Genomic DNA, 17,243 nt, shown 5'->3' with positions numbered 1-17,243 from the left:
GGCGCCCCGTCCGCGCGGAGGCATCAGCCGGTCAAGTCGCATCGCGGCGCGATGTTCCGGGTGAGGCGGTGATCCACCGCCCCACCCGCGAGACCGCGCCGGCGCGCGTCAGGCCAGGATGAAGTCCGACGCGCCGGAGATCGAACCGCCCTGGAACTGGGCGATCAACTCCCGCGCACCGGCGCCCGTCCCGTCGGCGTCCCACCAGAGGATGTCGCGATCCGTCTCGAAGACGAACTGGCCGAAGGTGGCGGCCGCCCGACCCGACTCGTTGGCCGCGAAGCGGGTCGGATCGAGGGCGCCGGCCGCCAAGCCGCCGCCGAAACCCGCGACCGAGATCTCGATCACGTCCCGGCCCGAGGCGAAGCCGTAGATCACGTCGCGACCCTCAACCGCCGACCCGTAGGCTATCGTGTTCGCCGCGTCCGGGGCGTCGGGATTGGTGTTCAGGGCAACGTAGATCCGGTCCGCGCCGATACCACCGCGGAGCACATCGGCACCGAGGCCGCCGATCAGGACGTCATTGCCGCCGCCGCCCACCAGGACGTTGTCGCCGGCATTGCCGACGATGCGGTTGGCGACGCCGTTCCCCGTGCCGCGCAGGCCGGCGTCGCCGAGGAGAACGAGGTTCTCGACCTCGGCCGCGAGGGTGACGCTCACGCTCGCCCGGACCGTGTCGTTGCCGCCACCCGCCAGCTCGATGACCACGTCGTCCGCGTTGTCCACGACGTAGACGTCGTTGTCCTGGCCACCCTCCATCACGTCGATGCCCGAGCCGCCATCGAGGATGTCCGCGCCGAGCCCGCCGAGCAGGACGTCGTTGCCGTCCTGGCCGAACAGCTTGTCGGCGCCCGACGCGCCGTCGAGCGTATCCTTGCCCGCCGCGCCGGCGACCGTGTCGTCTCCGCCCAGCGCGCGGATGTCGTCGTAGGACACGCGGCCGACGAGGCGGTCGTTCCCGTCGGTGCCCGTCGCCTCCCGTTCCAGGACGGTGTCGGCCCGGGCAGAGAGGTTCTGGATGCGCGTATCGAGCTCGACCGGCGTGTCCGCCTCGTCATAGGCGGCCTCGGGCGTGCCGTGGAAGCGGTCGAGGTATTCGAAGAGCGCCTGCTGCTCGCCGAGGAGCGCGCTGCCGGCCGGCGTGTTCGCCGCGATGACCGCGGGATCCGTGAAGTTCAGCGCCTCGTCCACCGGCGCGGAAAGCGAGCCGTCGGAGAGCAGGTAGCGGAAGTTATCGCCGTTCGCCTTGGCCGGGTAGCCGTCACCGCCATTGGCGAGGAAGTTGAGCGTGACCACCGTGATCTTGCCCGGCGCGCCGGCCAGCAGCACCCCGTCGTCGTAGAGAGTGTAGGCCAGGTTCCCGCGTCCATCGAGGAGCGCGATGTCCGTCACGCGGCTGCCTGCCGGCGCCGAGGGATCCCAGGAGAAGGCGACGCCACCGATCTGGGGGAAACGCCCCTGGAGCGTCCCGGCCGCGACGCCGTGTTCCAGGATCGCCTTCATGCCCTGCGCGGTCGTGTCGAAGGCCATCAGCTTGTTGTCGAAGCGCAGCGAGTTCTCGATGTCGAGCTGGGAGACGCCGCCCTCCGGCTTGCCGGCGGAGGGGTTCGCGGGCGGCGGAAGCTTGTCCACCGTCCCGTCCACCGGATCGGGCGCCGAGACCGTGCCGATCTGCGCGCGGATGCCGCCGCCGTTCTTGAACGACACGACGACCTCAGGCAGGCGCAGATCGAGCGCCTGCCGGAGCGCGAAGGCATTGGCGTCCGCCGTGAGCGAGCCGAGGTTGGTCTCCTCGCTTCGCACCTCGGAGCGCTCGCCCTCCAGGTAGACGTCCGTGAAGCCCGCGACATTGCCGTCCTTGACGCTGATGACCGCGCCCACAGCGTCGGTCAGGTCGCGAACCTGGTCGCCCTTCGTGCCCTCGGCGAAGGCCGTCGTCTCCAGGTTGTCGACGGTAGTCCCCCAGGCCTCGGCGACGTTCTCGGCGGTCGAGGCATAGGCCCCGTTGACCACCGTGTTCGCCTCGAGGCTCGGCAGGATGATGTTTCCGTCCGCGTCGAAGTCCACCACCAGGCGGCCGAGATAGGTGTACTCGTTGTCCGTGTTGACGATGAGCGTGGTGCCGCCATCCGCGTCCGTCGCGACGATCGGGTACGGGCCGGCGAAGTTCGCGGCATGGCCGGGGAAGGCCACGGGCACGTCGTCCGCGTCGCCCAGCCGCGTGTTCGACCCGGCGCTGAGGATGATGTCCACGCCCTTCAGCAGCGTCGCGAGCAGCTGTTCGTTGACGATCACCTGGAGGTGGGAGATGAGGACGATCTTATTGATCCCCTCCGCCCGCATCTCATCGATCACCGGCTGCAGCTGGGAGGCGAGAAGGGCCATGTCGTCGGCCTCGCCGTTCGCGCCCGGGCCGGTCGGGAAACCCTTCACCTCCGTGCCCGTCGGGGACGAGATCGACTCGAGCAGCTGGGTCGTCGCGCCGACGATGCCGATCTTCTCGCCGCCCTCCTCGACGACCGTCGCGGGAACGATGCGGCCCTTGAGCGTCGAGGCGAGCGGCGTCGGCGTCGTGCCGTCGCCCACCGTGTTGGTGAAACGCGGGTTCAGCGCCGCGTCGCCGGAGAGGTCGAGGTTCGCGGAGACGAGGGCGTAGTTCGCCCCAACCCAGCCGCCACCCGGCGTGAAGGACGCGGCGAAGACGTTAGACCCCAGGTCGAACTCGTGGTTCCCGATGCCCGAGACCTCGACGCCGATGGCGTTGTGGATGGCCGTGTCCACCGCGCCGATCGGCACCGTCGCGCCCGGCGCGATCGTGCTTCCGGACACCGCGTTGAGCGTGGGGATGACCGAGGGGTCGGTGCCGGCCGCAAGGAAGGGGCCCGGCAGGAAGTTGTCGCCACCCGACAGGATCAGGGTGTTCGCGTAGGCGCCGTCGAACGCATCCGTCAGGGCCGCGAGATACTTCGCGGTCGTTCCGGCCAGCAGGCCGGCCTCCCCGTCGGAGAGGTGCAGGAGTTGCAGCGTGTACGCCGTCTCGCCCCGCAGGTTGAGGCCAAGCACGACCGGATCGTGGTCCGAGACCCGCGCCGGCGTGTCCGCGTCGAAGTAGGACGGGTCGCGTTCGTTCGTGGTCAGGTCGGCATTGAAGTTCAGCTGGTAGTCCAGCGCATCCGCCTCGTCGGCGTTGATATGCCAGTCGGCGACACCCGTGACGTTGTCCGAGAGCGACCCGCTCGTCATGATGTGATCCAGCGAGCCGCGCTGTCCGTCGAAGACGTAGCTGTAGCTGTCGGCGCCCTGGTCCGTGAAGCCGGCCGCGGTGAGGATGTCGATCGGATCCTCCTTCGCATAGGCGTTCAGGTCGCCAAGGATGATCTTGTCCGGATCGGCCGCGCCGGTTGGGTTCGTCGCCAGCCAGTCGCGGAGGGCGGTGGCAGCGAGTTCCCGCTGGTTGTTCCAGCTCCCCGCCCCATCCCGCGCATCGGCGTCGGCCCCGGTGCCGGAGCCGCTCTTCGACTTGAAGTGGTTGACGCTGATGGTGACGTCCTCGCCGGTCGCGATCTCCTCGAAGGTTACCGCGAGGGCGGCCCGGCTCGTATTGAGCCCGTTGAAGACGCCGCCCACCGTGCTCTGCGCGACGAGCGCGGCAGCCTCCGCGTCGGTGTCGTCGAGGATCGCCACCGTCGTGCCCGGCGTGATCCGCACCTCCGTCTTGTCGTAGATCACGCCGACCGCGATGGCGTCCCCGCCGACGAACTGCTGGCCGGGGCGCACCCAGTCGTACTTCTCGAAACCGACCTCTAGGTTGAGCTGGCCGACGAGGTATTCGATCGCATTGCCCGGTGACCCCGGCTGGAAGTCATTCTCGAGCTCGATAAGGCCGAGGATGTCGGCGTCGAGCGTGAGGATGGTGTCGACCAGCTTGTCGGTCTGGCGGGTGAACTCCGCGGCCGTCTCGGCGCCGCGCGGCTCCGACCCGTTGGCGGTGGAACCGCCGTCATCGAGCGTGCGGAAGTAGTTCAGGACGTTGAAGGACGCGACCTTCAGGGTGCCGCCGACGTCGGGCGGCGTCGCGGGCCGCGGGTTGGCGTCGATGAAGTCGTTGATCCCCGGCCCGTTCTGGATCGCCTGCACGCGATACTGGCTGAAGTCGTAGTCCAGGATGCCGGTCAGGTTGGTAACGGTATCGCCCATCCGGGGCGCCGTCGCCGTGTTGTAGTCCCCGTCTACGACGGTGTTGTCGAGGTTGGGGTTGGAGACGCTGCGTCCGTCATCGAGGAGGATGGAGCGTGACGCGATGTCGCGGAGATGCGCGTCGTAGCCGGCCACGCTCGGGTCGTTCGTCTGCGTGTAGGAAGACGGGTACTCGCCCTGGGTCAGCCGGACCTCGCCGAACTGGTCGAGGTTGAACTGCTCCGTGATCGTCAGGACCTCGGGGAAGCGGACCAGCATGCCCTCGTAGGCTTCGAGGTCGGCACGGTAGGTGCCGTTGGTGCCCTGGACGTCCGCAGTGGGCAGATCCACGTCCACCGCGAGGTCGTTCACGTCGGCGACGGCGCCGGCCTGAACCACGGTGACGGAGGTCGCCACGATCTGCGTCTTGCCGAAGTTCTCGGCCACCGTGCCCGTCACGCGGACCCGGTCGCCGAGGGCGACGTCGGTCGGCAGGCTCGCGGCCGAGATGAAGACGCCTTCGGAGGACAGCGCGTTCCCGTCCTGGTCGAAGGCCTCCTCCTGCAGGAAGAAGCCGCCGAGGTTGCGGGCCGTGTCCGCGTCCCCGTTCTGGAAGTCGCCGACGACGATGGCTTCCACCGTGACAGTGCGGCCGACGAGGGTCGAGGCCGTGCCGGCGCCCTGGACCTCGGAGATGCGCGTCACGTTGCTCGCTTCGTAGACGGTGACGGAGCCGCTGATCTCGTTGGCGGTGATGACGAGCGCGCGGCCGACCGGCGAGTTCTCGGCGGAGACGAAGGTGATCACCTCCGGCCCGTACTCGCCAGCCGTCGGCGGGATGTAGCGGACGAACTGTACGTCGTCCGGCGTGGACAGGTCCCACACCATCACGCCGCCGATGCGCTCCAGCGACAGGAAGGCGTAGGGCTTGCCATCGACCGTGCCGACCGTCACGCCCTCCGGCTCGGCGCCCTTGTTGTCGGAGCGCGTGTCGAAGGCGCCGCCATTCTCTCCGTTGAAGACGGTGCCCGCGTTGGGCAGGGCCGCGATGATCTGCTCCAGGTCGCCGCCCGTCTCGTCCACCTTCTCGATGCTTCCGTCGGCGTTCTGGCGGAAGACCGAGAATCCGCGGCCGCCGAAGGCGTAGAGGTCGTCGGTGCTGGACCAGACGGTGTCGAGGTTCAGCCGCGCGTAGTCCGCCGGCGCACCGGACTGGACGGCGCTCGCACGCGCCTCGTTCAGCGCGACCTCGCCGATGCTCGGCCCGGAGATGATGCGGCTGTCACCCTCGTTCGCCGTGACGAAGTACGTCTGGCCGCCGACACTGAAGGTTGCGATCGCGTCGGGCTGCAGCAGTCCCTTGACCGGCGAGTTGCCGACGGAGATGGACGGCGCGCCGCCCGGCCCGTCGCGGTCGGAGAAGTCGGCCTCGTTGCCGGTCAGGGAGAAGTCCACGGCGCCGAGGGGCAGAAGCTTCATCGGCGCGGTCGCCGCCGTATCCGTCAGGTCGATGACCGCGACGGCGTTCGCCTCCTGGATCGTGACGTAGGCCTTGGTGCCGTCCGGGGAGACGGCGATGTACTCCGGCTCCAGGTCGCCCGAAACGGAGGAGGCGGGAACGTTGACCCCGCCGGCCGTGGTCGCGCCGAGGGTCTTGATGCCGAGGGCCGCGAGCTCCGCGCCGAAGGGATCGAGGGCGGTGAAGCCGACCGTGTTGCGGACGGAGGCAAGGGACGGGTCGGCGGGGATCGCGATGATGCTGATCGTGCCCGGCGCGTTCTCCACCGTCGGCGTGCCCGAGGTGTCGTAGTAGCGCTCCGCCTCGTTCGCGACGAGCAGGAGGGACCCGTCGGGGCTGAAGGTCAGCTGGTCCGGCTGCACGCCGACTTCCAGCACCTTGATGAGGTCGCCGTTCCCGTCGAACAGGGCCACGATGCCGTTGGACCCGCCGTCCTTGTTCTGGATCGCTACGGCCACGATCCCGTTCTTCACGGCGACGGAGTTCACCTCGCCGTAGAGGTTGGTGCCGGCAGCGGCGGCCACGTCGATCGAGCCGACGAGGCTCGGTGCCGCCGGGTTGGACAGGTCGAGGATGTCCACCCGGTCCTTCGCAGCGTTGGTGAAGTAGGCACGATCCGTGGTGGGGTCGAAGGAGATCGATTCGGCGCCGCCGGCCCCGTCGCCGGTCACGTAGTTCGCAACCTGCCGCAGGCCCAGGCTCTCGGTCGCGACCGGGGTCGAGACGGATCCGGTGAGCGACGCGGCCTGCTGCAGGATCTCGATCCCGCCGAGGTTCGTCGTGGCCGGCGGATCGTCGTTCGTGATCTGCACGGTGAGCTGCCGCTGGACGTCGTTCAGGGTGGCCGTGACCGTCAGGGCCTCGGTCGGCTCGAAGGCCGCGTCCTGGATGCTCTCCAGGGTGACGGTGGCGCTCGCCTGGCCCGCCGGGATGGTCACGCTGGCCGGCAGGGCGTTGAAGTCGGCCGTGTCGCCGGTCGCGGTCAGGGTCACCACCGTGTCCGCGCCGGCCGCGGCAGTCAGCGTCACCGTCAGTGTGAAGGTGGCGCCCTCGGCCTTCGGGGTGGCGTCGGCGGAGATGGACAGCAGGCCCGGCGCCGCGGGCGCGCCGATGGTGAAGGACACGCCGGCGATCGGCGATTCCGGGTCGGTCCGGAACGGCGCGTCCGGGGTGGTGCCGTCCGCATCCTGATCGCCCGCGCCGTCCTGGCGAATCCAGTTCGCGGCGTCGTTCAGGACCGTCAGCGCCGCGTCACGCGTCGCGAAGGCGGTGCCGCCGACGGAGGGAAGGTAAGCCGCGACGTCGGTGCCGGCAGGCAGCGCGACGGCGTTCACGCCGGCGGTCAGGCCCGTGCCCGTGAGCGGTCCGTCGCCGGTGGTGAAGGAGCCGGCATTGGTAATGGCGGCGAGGAAGGTGGTCGGCGCCGTCTCGCTCGTTCCCACGAAGGCATAGACGGTCTCGGCCGTCGCGCTGAGCGACAGGGTCCCGCCGGACAGGCTGCCGAGGGAGGCCGAACGGGACGCGGCGTCGGAGGTCGCCGTGAACTCGATGACCGTGCCGGCCGGAATGGCGGAGGCGGGGCTCGTCCAGGTCGTCGAGCCTTCGCCGGTGTTGAAGGCCGTGCCGTTGTATTCGTTGTCCTGGAACCGGATGACGGTGCCGGCCGGGATCTCGTCCACCGCGACGAAGGCGAGGCCGTCTGTTCCGTCCGCGTTCCAACCGAGGAACGCGATCGAGCCGGTGGTGAGGGGCATCGGAGGATCCTGCGCTGGCGTTGTTGCCCGCGCTTGTCTTCGACCCGTCCAACCTCGGACTATCGCCTTTCGGCGGCACGAAGATTACGAATTCGTTAAAGGCGGGACAGGCAGGGCGCCTGCCGGGGCTACCCCTGCCCGGCCGCCGAGCCCAAAATCGGGTGAGATGCTTTCCTCACAAGGCGCCGTCCTCGGCCTCGAATCCTCCTGCGACGAGACCGCGGCGGCCGTGCTGGCGCCGGACGGCGCGGTGCTGGCCGAAGCGGTGCTGTCTCAGACGGCGGAGCATGCGCGCTTCGGTGGCGTGGTGCCGGAGATCGCGGCGCGGGCCCACCTGGCCCACCTGCCGGGGCTGGCGCGGCGGGTGATGGAGGAGGCCGGGGTGGGCCCGCGTGACCTCGGCGGGGTGGCCGCGACCTCGGGCCCTGGGCTCATCGGGGGCTGATCGTGGGCGCGGGGTTCGGAAAGGGACTGGCACTGGCGAATGGGCTGCCCTTCGTCGCGGTGAACCACCTGGAGGCGCATGCGCTGACGCCGCGCCTTCCCGGACTGGTGGAGGGCGGGGTGGCGTTCCCCTACCTCCTGCTGCTGCTTTCGGGCGGGCACTGCCAATGCGTCGCGGTCAGGGGGCTCGGGCAGTACCAGCGTCTGGGGACGACGCTGGACGACGCGGTGGGAGAGGCCTTCGACAAGGCAGCGAAGTTGCTGGGCCTGCCCTGGCCGGGCGGGCCGTACCTGGAGCGGATGGCGGCCTCGGGCGACGCGGCGAAGGTGCCGCTGCCCCGGCCGATGCTCGGGCGGGCGGGGTGCGACTTTTCCTTCTCCGGGCTGAAGACGGCGGTGGCGCAGGCGGTCGGCAAGCATGCGCCGGAGGACGTGGCGGCGTCCTTCCAGGCGGCGGCGGCGGCGGTGATCGCGGACCGGGCGCGGAATGCCTTGGCCATGGCGCTCGGCATGACGGCGCTGGTGGTGTCCGGGGGTGTCGCGGCGAATGGGGCGATCCGCGCGTCGCTGGCGGGGGTCGCGGATGCCGCGGGGTTGCCGCTCGTGGCGCCGCCGATCCGGCTCTGCACGGACAACGCGGTCATGGTGGCCTGGACGGGGATCGAGCGGCTGCGGGCGGGCTTGACCGATCCACCGGACCACGCGCCGCGACCGCGCTGGCCGCTGGCCGACCTTTCGCCGGCCGCGGCCGGGGCCCAACTTCCCTGACGGAAGGGGAGTGACGGATGGATGGGGTGAATGCGGTCGCGGGGCCGCCAGGGCGCGACGCGGCAGCCGGCGGTCGCCCGGTCATTCCGGTGCTGGACCTGCGGGACGAGGCTTTCCCGGCGGCTGCGGCCTGCACCGCGCTGCCGCTGCATGTCGGCGCGATCGTGGGCGCGGCGGTGCGGCATTACACGGCGACGGGCGTGTCGGTCGGCGATGCGATCTCGCGGCGCTGGCTCGGGCGCAACGGATCGGCGTACCGGGCGGAGGTGGATGCGGTCGCGCGTGTCATCGGGCGGCCCGGCGTGCACTTGCTGAACGCGTCCTTCGAGTGGGCCTGCACGACCGGCGCCGCGCCGGACGGGCGGGGCGGGATGACGATGACCCGCGTGCTCGACTGGCCTTTCGACGGATTGGGGCGGACCCTGACGGTGATCCGGCAGCGTGGGCCGGCGGGGATTTGGCTGAACCTCGGCTGGCCGGGGTTCGTGGGGTGCATCACGGGGTTGGCGCCCGGGCGATTTGCAGCGGCGATCAACCAGCCGCCGCTGCCGGAGACGCGCGCGGGTGCGGCCGCGCGGGCGCGGGGGTGGCACCGTCCGGCCTTCGTGGCGGACTGGCTGGCCGAGCGGCCGGCGACGTGGCGAACCGATGCTCCGCCGCCGTCGCACCTGCTGCGTCGGGCGATGGACGAAGCGTGCGGCTACGACGAAGCGGTGGAGATGCTGACGGCGACGCCGATCGCGGCCCCCGCTCTCTTCGCGGTCGCGGGACCGCGGGAGGGTCAGGGCGTCGTGATCGAGCGGGGGCGGACCACGGCAGCGCTGCGGCACGCGGCGCCGGCCGTGGCCGTCGCGAACCATTGGGACGCGCTGCCGATCCGCGGGGCGCCGCGCTGGCGCGACAGCGAGGTGCGGGAGGCGTGCCTCGCCGAGCTGATCGGTGCCGTGCCGGAGCACGATCCGCTGCGGCTGCCGGCGCCCGTGCTGAACGAGCTGACGCGGCTGGTGGCCGTGATGCACCCGGCGACGGGCCGCGTATCCGTCGCCGGGTACGAGGCGGGGCGGCGGGCGACGGAACTCCTCGTCCTCGATGCGGCGTGATGGGCTCGCCCGCTCGCGACGTGCCGATCGCGTCGGGCTCGGGGTGCGGGGACCGGGCCGGGGAACCCGGCACCGCCGCATGGGGCCTGCGAGAATGCGGCTTCACGCCGTTCCGATGAGACGGCGCGAGCCCGCAGGGTGGGATGCATGAGCGTGACGATTCGACGGCCCACCGAGGCCGATGGTCCCGCGCTGATTGCGGCGCACCGTGCGGGGCGGGAGCTGCATCATCCCTGGATCCATCCCTTCACCGACGAAGCGGGCTTCGACGCCTGGCGGGAGCGCGCGCTGACGGGGAACTTCCTGGGCCTGATCGTGGAAGCAGAGGAGGGCATCGCGGGCATCGTCAACATCAGCAACATCGTCCTCGGGGCGTTTCGCAACGCGACGCTGGGGTACTGGGCGATGCCGGGAATGACGGGGCGCGGGTATCTGAGCGAGGGCGTGCGGCAGGTGGCGATGCTGGCCTTCACGGAGTTGGGACTGCATCGGTTGGAAGCGAACATCCAGCCGGGGAATGCGCCGTCGCTCGGCGTCGCGCGGCGGGCTGGGTTCCGGAAGGAGGGGTTTTCCCCACGGATGCTGCATATCGCGGGTGAGTGGCGGGATCATGAGCGCTGGGCGCGGCTGGCGGAGTACCCGGCGCCGCGATGAACTACCGCCACGCCTTCCATGCCGGGAACTTCGCGGATTGCGTGAAGCACGCGCTGCTGCACGCGATCGTCGCGGCGCTGCGGCGCAAGGCCTCGCCGTTCCGGGTGCTTGATACGCATGCGGGAATCGGGACCTACGACCTCCAGGCGAACGAAGCGCGGCGCACCGGGGAATGGCGGGAGGGCATCGGGCGGCTCGGGCGCGTGGGCGACGGGCCGCTGCTGCCTTGGCTGGAGGTGGTGCGCGGGTTCGGGGTGGCGGCCTATCCCGGATCCCCGGCGCTGGTGCGGGCGATGCTGCGGGCAGAGGACCGGCTGGTGCTCTGCGAACTGCATCCGGACGACGCGGCGCTGCTGCGCGCGGCATACCGGCGCGATCCGCAGGTCGCCGTGCACCAGCGCGACGGTTACGAGGCCGCGACGGCGCTGACGCCGTTTCCGGAGCGCCGCGGCCTCGTGCTCATGGATCCGCCCTTCGAGGCGACGGACGAGTTCGCGCGGCTGGAGGAGGCCGTGCGGCGCGTGCACAGGCGCTTCGCGACGGCGGTGCAGGCGGCCTGGTATCCGGTGAAGGGCGCGCAGCGTCTCGGGCGCTGCGCGACGGGATCGTTGCCTCCGGCATCCGCGACGTGGTGGCCTGCGAGTTCCACCTGCGCGAGCCAACGGATCCGGCGCGTCTGAACGGGTGCGGGCTGCTCGTGGTGAACCCGCCTTTCGGTTTTGAAGAGGCCGCGCGTGACATCCTCGGCGAATTGTTGCGTACCCTGTCGGACGGCGAAGCGGGAGCGGCAGTAGAGGTGATCCGGGTGGCTGGCGAATGAGGATCGCGGTGATCGGGGCGGGCGCCTGGGGCACCGCGCTGGCGATCCAGGCCGCGCGGGTCGTGCCGGACGTCGTGCTCTGGGCGCGGGATCCGATGCGCGCGGCATTGATGCGCGGCGTGGGGAAGAACGCGCGGCACCTGCCCGGCGTGACCTTCCCGCAGGGCATGCGCGTGACGTCGGAGGCGGAGGAGGCGCTGGACGGCGCGGCGATCGCGGTGCTGGCCGTTCCCACGCAGTTCCTCGCGGCCGTGCTGGAAGGGCTGCCGCCGCTGCCGCCCGTCATCCTCGCGGCGAAGGGAGTGGAGACGGCGACGCTGCGGCTGCCGCATGAGATCGTGGCGGCGGCGCGCCCCGGCCTGTCCGTGGCGCTGCTGTCCGGGCCGAACTTCGCGGAGGAGATCGCGGCGGGACTGCCGGCGGCGGCCGTCCTGGCGACGACGGATGGCGACCTGGCGGAGGCGGGGGTGGCCCGGCTCTCCTCCGCCGCGTTCCGGGTCTATGCGGGGTCCGATCCGGTCGGCGTCGCGGTCGGCGGGGCGGCGAAGAACGTCGCGGCGATCGCGGCCGGCGCCACGATAGGCGCGGGGTACGGGGAGAACGCACGCGCCGCGCTCGTGACGCGGGCGCTGGCGGAGATCGGGCGGTTGTCGGCAGCGCTCGGCGGGCGGGCGGAAACCGTCGCAGGGCTGTCGGGGCTGGGCGACCTGATGCTGACCTGCGCCTCGCCGAAGAGCCGGAACTTCTCGCTCGGCGTCGCCATCGGGCAGGGGGAGGACGCGCGGGCGATCCTGGCCACGCGGTCGAGCGTGACGGAGGGGGTGGCGACGGCGCCGGCGATCCTGGCCCGGGCGCGGTCGGTGGGAGTCGCGATGCCCGTCGCCGAGGCGATCGCGGCGGTGCTGGAGGGGAAGCTGACGGTGCGGGACGCGATGCGGTCGCTGATGACGCGGCCGTTGCGGGAGGAGTGAAGGGCCCCTTCCGCTTCGGGCTGGTCGCGGCGGCGGCGCTGCTGGTCCTCGGCTACTGCGCGACGACCCCGCATTCGTCGGTCGAGGTGCCCTGGCCCGATCCGGGCGCGCAGGTGCGGATCGAGATCCGGGGCATCCTGTCGGAGGATTGGTGGATCGTCGCGGAGACGCCGGGCGGCCGGTTCGCGCGGGCGATGTGGACGAACTGGGGTCCGGCGCGGACCGCGAACCTGTACCGGACGGAGGAGGGCGGGGTCGCGGTGGTCGGCGCGGGGATGCTCGCCGCGACGCTGTCCCTGCCGCCGCGCGGGCAGCCGCGTGAGGTCGCGGTGCGAGGGAATGGCAGGGATTGGCGCTACCTCGGCGTCGTCACGATCTCGGACGGGCCCATGCGGTTCCTCCCCGCTTCGGCGGCACCGGAGTGCATCGCGCTCTACGGCATCGGGTCGGTGCCGGTCCGGGCTGACATGCAGCGGCGGGAGTGTGCGACGCCTTGACCGCACGCGGGCGGGGATGCCCGCGGGTCAGCGCCACCAGCCCGTGACGTCCCCGCCGAGCCAGGCCGAACGGTAGGGGCGATGTGGGGCGAGGGCCGGTTCGGCCGCAGGGTCGGGATCGGCGGATTGCAGGACCTCAAGGCCAGCGGCCTGGACCAGGGGCGTGCGGCCGCGGAGGAAAGGGTCGTCCTGCGCGATGCCGGCGACCGCGGCCATGCGGGACGGGTCCTCGGCGGCGGCGAGGACGAAGCGGCGGAGGCGGGTCAGGGCTGCGGTTTCGTCGTCCGACATCGCGATGCCGTTGGCAGCGGCGAGGCGGGAGAGCGCCGCAATGGGTTCCAGCGCAAAGAGGTGGTAGTGCAGCGCCATCGCACCGCGCGCGAGTTCCTGCGGCAGCGCGCCACGCTCGTCCACCTGCACGAGCTGGGCGCGGAGGCGGGCGATGCCCCAGTCCAGCAGCGCGCGGTCGCCGGCGGCGACGCCCGCCGCGGCGATGGCGAGGCCGGCCCAGGCGGCGTGGTTGTTCCGCGTGTCGTTGATCAAGGCCGCCGAGATCCGGTCGTAGCGGGGGCGGACGGCCAGGGCGACCTCGCGCAGCCAGCGTGCCGTGCGGCCGCGCTTGAGGGGGTCGAGGCCGGGCGCTTCGGCGACGGCGACGAAGGCCAGGGCGGCGCCGGCGAGGGTCCATTTGCGGTGGTAGGAGCCCTGGAGGTTGAAGCCGCCCAGCAGGGCGCCCGTGCGGGCCCAGGCGTCGAGGGTTTCGAGGACGCAGGCGACCGCGCCCGCTTCGCCGCGGCGGTAGCGGGCCAGGTCGTGCTGCACGGCGCGGAGCCAGTCGCGGAGGGGCTTCGCCGCCTCTTCGTCGGCGCGGAGGCGGTCGGGATCGGCGCGGGAGAAGGCGGCGTCGGCGTAGTACGCGACGCCTTCGAGGTTGCGGACGGGGTCGGGGACGGGCTGGCACAGGGCGGCGGGGCCAGCGACCGCGGGCGCTGCGGGAAGGAAGGGAGAGGCGAGGCGCGCGGCGTCCGGGACGAAGGTCTGCGCCGGCGCGATGCCCGGCAGCAGCGCCCCCGGGAGCAATGCGAGGAACACAGCCGCCGCGCGACGGGGCGTCACGACGGGGGGAAGAGGGGCAGGACCTCGCCGGACTCGCCGCGCGCGCGACGGGCCGGCGGCTTCGCAGCGCGGCGCAGCGTCAGGAGTTCGTCGAACAGACGATCCATCGTCACCCAGAGCGGTTCGTTGCCGCGCCGTTCGGACAGGACGAACTTGTGGGCGGCGAGAGTGACGTTGAGGGTGCCGCGCGTCGTCTCCGGCCGCGGCATCCGCATCTGGAGCAGGGCTTTCTCCACCTCCTCGAGCGGAGCGGAGAGGGCTGCGGCGATCTGCTCGGGCTCGTGGCCCGCGCGGCGGAGGCGGCGAGCCTCCGCGATCGCGTCCTCGGGGAGGGCGATCTGCGGGCGCAGCGCCTTGGTCTTCCGCGACATCTCGCCGGAGCCGGAGCCCGGCGGCTTTCCCTTGAAGGCCATGCGTCATCAAGACACGAAGACGCGGCGCGGTTCCAGACGGCGCGTTGGGAAACATCCGTAAATCAGCGATCGCGGGGGCCGGGAAAGGGCGGGATCGCGCGATTGGGATGCGGCGCGGGGTCATCTTTCTGCGGCCGGCAACCGCGACGGGCAGGGACCGTTCGGCCGGCGCATGGATGGCAACCCCCTCCCCTACGGTGTCGACGCGGCGCTTCGCGGGCTGGCGGAGGCGGTGCGCGACACTGGGTACCATTTCGTCACGGTCACGCCGGCGACGCATGCGCGGGTGAATGCGCGTCCCGGCAACGACCGCGCGCGGAACCTGCGGGACGTGTTCGGATGGAGCCGGCCCTTCGTGCCGGAGGCCCTGCCGCCGGGTATCCTCGACCTGATGCACCGGGCCGGCGTGGTGGACGAGGCTGGCGGCGGGCTGCTGCGCAGCCTCGTGCGGATCTCGTCGCTGGACGGCGAGGTGATGCTGCACTCGGCCTATCCGACGGGCGCGGCGGGGGCGGTGTTCTTCGGGCCCGACACCTACCGCTTCGCGCAGGCGATCGGGGCGGAGATGGCCGCGCGGACGGCGCCGGTGCGGCGTGCCGTGGATGTCGGCGCTGGGGCGGGTCCCGGCGGGATCGTCGTGGCGAAGGCGCATCCGGGGGCGGAGGTCTGGCTCGGCGACATCAACGAGGACGCACTGCGGCTGGCGCGGGTCAATGCGGCAGTCGCGCACGCAACGAACGCACGGGCGGTGCACAGCGACCTGCTGGACGGCGTCGGGGGCGAGTTCGACCTCATCGTGTCCAACCCGCCTTACCTGCTGGATCCGGCGCGGCGCGCGTACCGGCACGGGGGCGGGGCGCTCGGGGAAGGGCTGGCGGTCGCGATCCTCGACGCGGCGCTCGGGCGCCTGGCGCGGGCTGGGACGCTCGTCCTCTACACCGGCGTTGCGATCGTGGGGGGCGCAACGCGTTCCTGGAAGCCGCGGAGCGGCGTCTGGAGCGCGGCGGCTTCGACTGGCGCACCCGCGAGATGGACCCCGACGTGTTCGGGGAGGAACTGGAAGGCGGCGCCTACGACGCCGCCGACCGCATCGCGGCCGTGGTGCTCACGGCGACGCGGACGGGAGGATAGGGCGATGCCGGACGGAACGACCGACGCCGGACTGGGCGACGACGCCGCGCACGCGCAGCAGGTCAGGCTGTGCGAGCTGAACCGGCGGCGCTTCACGCCGGCGCTCCCCGACGAGGTGCCCGACGACGACCTCGATGCCTTCTTGGACATGCAGCGGGAGGAGATCGGGTTCATCGAGGCCGCGCGGGCGCGCGTCGCGGCGCGGTCGGCGGAGGCGCCGGTGGACGCCGACGGCTTCGTCGCGTGGTTCGAGGAACTGGACCGCTCCGGGCCGGGACAAGGCGATCCCCTGCACCCCTGGCTCGCCGAGACCGCGACCATGGAGCAAATGCGCTGGTTCCTGACGCAGGAGGTCGCGGGCGAGGCGGGCTTCGAGGATCTGGCGGCCATCACGCAGGTGCGGCTGCCGACGCGGCCGAAGCTCGAGATCGCGCGGAACTACTGGGACGAGATGGGACGCGGGAACCCCAAGGGCATGCACGGACCGATGCTCGACATGCTCTCGCACAGCCTGCAGCTGACGCCGACGATCGAGACGACGGTGTGGGAGTCGCTCGCGCTGGCGAACACGATGGCGGGGCTCGCGGCGCATCGGCGGTATGCGTACCATTCCGTCGGCGCGCTCGGCGTGATCGAGCAGACGGCACCGGGACGGACGGGGCTGGTGGCCAAGGGGCTGCGGCGGCTCGGGGTGCGCGGGAAGGACCGGCACTATTTCGACCTGCATTCGGTGCTCGACGTGAAGCACTCGGCGGCCTGGAACGCGGAGGCGATCAGGCCGCTGGTCGAGGCGGATGCGCGCTTCGCCCGGGCGATGGCGGAGGGTGCGCTGATGCGGCTGGAATGCGGGGCTGCCTGCTTCGGGCGGTACCGGCGGGAGTTCGGACTGGCTGGCTAGCGGCGCAGGCCGATCCGACCTTCCCGGTCCGGCGCGTCGTGGCTGGGCGCGGTGGTGTCGCGTGATGGCGGGGACCCCCTGGCGCCGCCTGGCCATGCCGAGACGATGTGGCGCTCGCCGATGACGGCGTGACGGGGCCGTACCGCCGGTGACCGACGCGACAATCCGACGGGCGATCGCGGAGCGACGGCAGCGGTAAGGTCCGCGTCGCCGGGCGGCATGGTCACGCGGCCGCCCGGCCCCGGGCTTGTCGATCGCGCGCTCCGCAGCGTGGCGTCCGGCCCGGGCGGGATCACCGTTCGGGGTCGGCCGCGTTCAGCGTCGCCCCGAGAGCGCGGAGCACGCGGCCATGGGCGACACCTGGGCGACGCACCCCTTTCCTCCCGGAGGGCACCTGCACTTCTCGCCGCTGCGGCGCGTGCAGGAGCGGCAGGATTCGGACGGCGTGACGCACCGCATCCTCGTGCAGACGGAGGAGATGTCCTGCGGGCCGGCCGCCTGCGCGATGCTGATGGATCTGTGGAACGGTCAGCAGCACGCGGACGCCTCGGCCTGGGAAATGCGGCTGAAGGCAATCGCGGGGCGGTTCCCCGGCTCGATGGTCGAGCAGGACCGGATCTGGCGGAGCCAGGGGCCGGCTTCCGGGCACGAGGGGTCGCAGGTGACGAACCTGGAACGGCTGCTGCAGAGCCAGCGCGTCCGGATCCGCGGGATCTGGCACCGCTGGACGGAGCGCGCGGGCACCAATGCGCTCGCGCTGGGGTACATCCGGCAGCATCCGTGCCTGCTGCTCTGGGGCTGGTACGATGCGCGCGGGAACCGCAACGGCGGGCACTTCACGGTGGGCGCGCGGGTCACGTCGCAGCACAAGGTCGTCGTGCTCGACCCCTGGGACGGGTCCCTCGGCGAGGTGACCTCCACGGGGAACTACATGGGCAACGGGCAGCTCGACGCGGTGGTCTACACGGGCTGAGGACCCGGC

At 71.8% G+C, this 17,243-nt stretch carries 9 protein-coding genes and 2 pseudogenes; 8 read left to right on the top strand and 3 right to left on the bottom strand.

The genetic code is table 11. From position 1 onward, the window contains the following. Nucleotides 1-108 precede the first annotated feature (108 nt). Nucleotides 109-7,449, bottom strand: a complete 7,341-nt coding sequence (locus tag ACE7GA_RS16410; RefSeq protein ID WP_376088599.1) for an ExeM/NucH family extracellular endonuclease — start codon at nucleotides 7,447-7,449, stop codon at nucleotides 109-111. Nucleotides 7,450-7,615: 166 nt separating this feature from the next. Here ACE7GA_RS16410 and tsaD point away from each other — a divergent pair. From tsaD to ACE7GA_RS16380, 6 genes and pseudogenes are all read left to right on the top strand, one after another. Continuing rightward, a pseudogene (tsaD, locus tag ACE7GA_RS16405) lies at nucleotides 7,616-8,661 on the top strand (tRNA (adenosine(37)-N6)-threonylcarbamoyltransferase complex transferase subunit TsaD). Nucleotides 8,662-8,678: 17 nt separating this feature from the next. Then, nucleotides 8,679-9,761: a hypothetical protein gene (locus ACE7GA_RS16400; protein ID WP_376088596.1), complete on the top strand. Its 1,083-nt coding sequence runs from the start codon at nucleotides 8,679-8,681 to the stop codon at nucleotides 9,759-9,761. A 153-nt stretch (nucleotides 9,762-9,914) separates the two neighbouring features. Then, a complete protein-coding gene (locus tag ACE7GA_RS16395; RefSeq protein WP_376088593.1) occupies nucleotides 9,915-10,415 on the top strand; it encodes a GNAT family N-acetyltransferase in 501 nt (166 codons plus the stop codon). Continuing rightward, nucleotides 10,412-11,235: pseudogene (locus tag ACE7GA_RS16390) on the top strand (23S rRNA (adenine(2030)-N(6))-methyltransferase RlmJ). The gene ACE7GA_RS16395 and the pseudogene ACE7GA_RS16390 overlap by 4 nt, the downstream one beginning before the upstream one ends. Next, the gene (locus tag ACE7GA_RS16385; protein ID WP_376088590.1) at nucleotides 11,232-12,206 is read left to right on the top strand and encodes an NAD(P)H-dependent glycerol-3-phosphate dehydrogenase; all 975 of its coding nucleotides are present in this window, start codon (nucleotides 11,232-11,234) and stop codon (nucleotides 12,204-12,206) included. The pseudogene ACE7GA_RS16390 and the gene ACE7GA_RS16385 overlap by 4 nt, the downstream one beginning before the upstream one ends. Beyond that, nucleotides 12,203-12,703, top strand: a complete 501-nt coding sequence (locus tag ACE7GA_RS16380; protein WP_376088587.1) for a hypothetical protein — start codon at nucleotides 12,203-12,205, stop codon at nucleotides 12,701-12,703. Before ACE7GA_RS16385 ends, ACE7GA_RS16380 begins: the two co-directional genes overlap by 4 nt. Before the next feature lie 27 nt (nucleotides 12,704-12,730). Here ACE7GA_RS16380 and ACE7GA_RS16375 read toward each other — a convergent pair whose 3' ends face one another. Both ACE7GA_RS16375 and ACE7GA_RS16370 read right to left on the bottom strand, forming a co-directional pair. Then, the gene (locus ACE7GA_RS16375) at nucleotides 12,731-13,819 is read right to left on the bottom strand and encodes an alginate lyase family protein (RefSeq protein WP_376088584.1); all 1,089 of its coding nucleotides are present in this window, start codon (nucleotides 13,817-13,819) and stop codon (nucleotides 12,731-12,733) included. Further along, a complete protein-coding gene (locus tag ACE7GA_RS16370) occupies nucleotides 13,816-14,232 on the bottom strand; it encodes a hypothetical protein (protein ID WP_376088581.1) in 417 nt (138 codons plus the stop codon). Before ACE7GA_RS16370 ends, ACE7GA_RS16375 begins: the two co-directional genes overlap by 4 nt. A gap of 172 nt (nucleotides 14,233-14,404) precedes the next feature. Between ACE7GA_RS16370 and ACE7GA_RS16365 the strand changes: the two genes are divergently transcribed. Both ACE7GA_RS16365 and ACE7GA_RS16360 read left to right on the top strand, forming a co-directional pair. Further along, nucleotides 14,405-16,261 (top strand): iron-containing redox enzyme family protein, encoded by a 1,857-nt coding sequence (locus ACE7GA_RS16365; protein ID WP_376088578.1) that lies wholly within the window; start codon nucleotides 14,405-14,407, stop codon nucleotides 16,259-16,261. A gap of 349 nt (nucleotides 16,262-16,610) precedes the next feature. After that, nucleotides 16,611-17,234, top strand: a complete 624-nt coding sequence (locus ACE7GA_RS16360) for a hypothetical protein (RefSeq protein ID WP_376088575.1) — start codon at nucleotides 16,611-16,613, stop codon at nucleotides 17,232-17,234. Nucleotides 17,235-17,243 lie beyond the last annotated feature (9 nt).

The organism is Roseomonas sp. CCTCC AB2023176 (assembly GCF_042259275.1).
GTDB lineage: Bacteria > Pseudomonadota > Alphaproteobacteria > Acetobacterales > Acetobacteraceae > Roseomonas.
The sequence above is the reverse complement of the archived record's forward strand: the minus strand, read 5'-3'. Positions and strand labels throughout refer to the sequence as shown.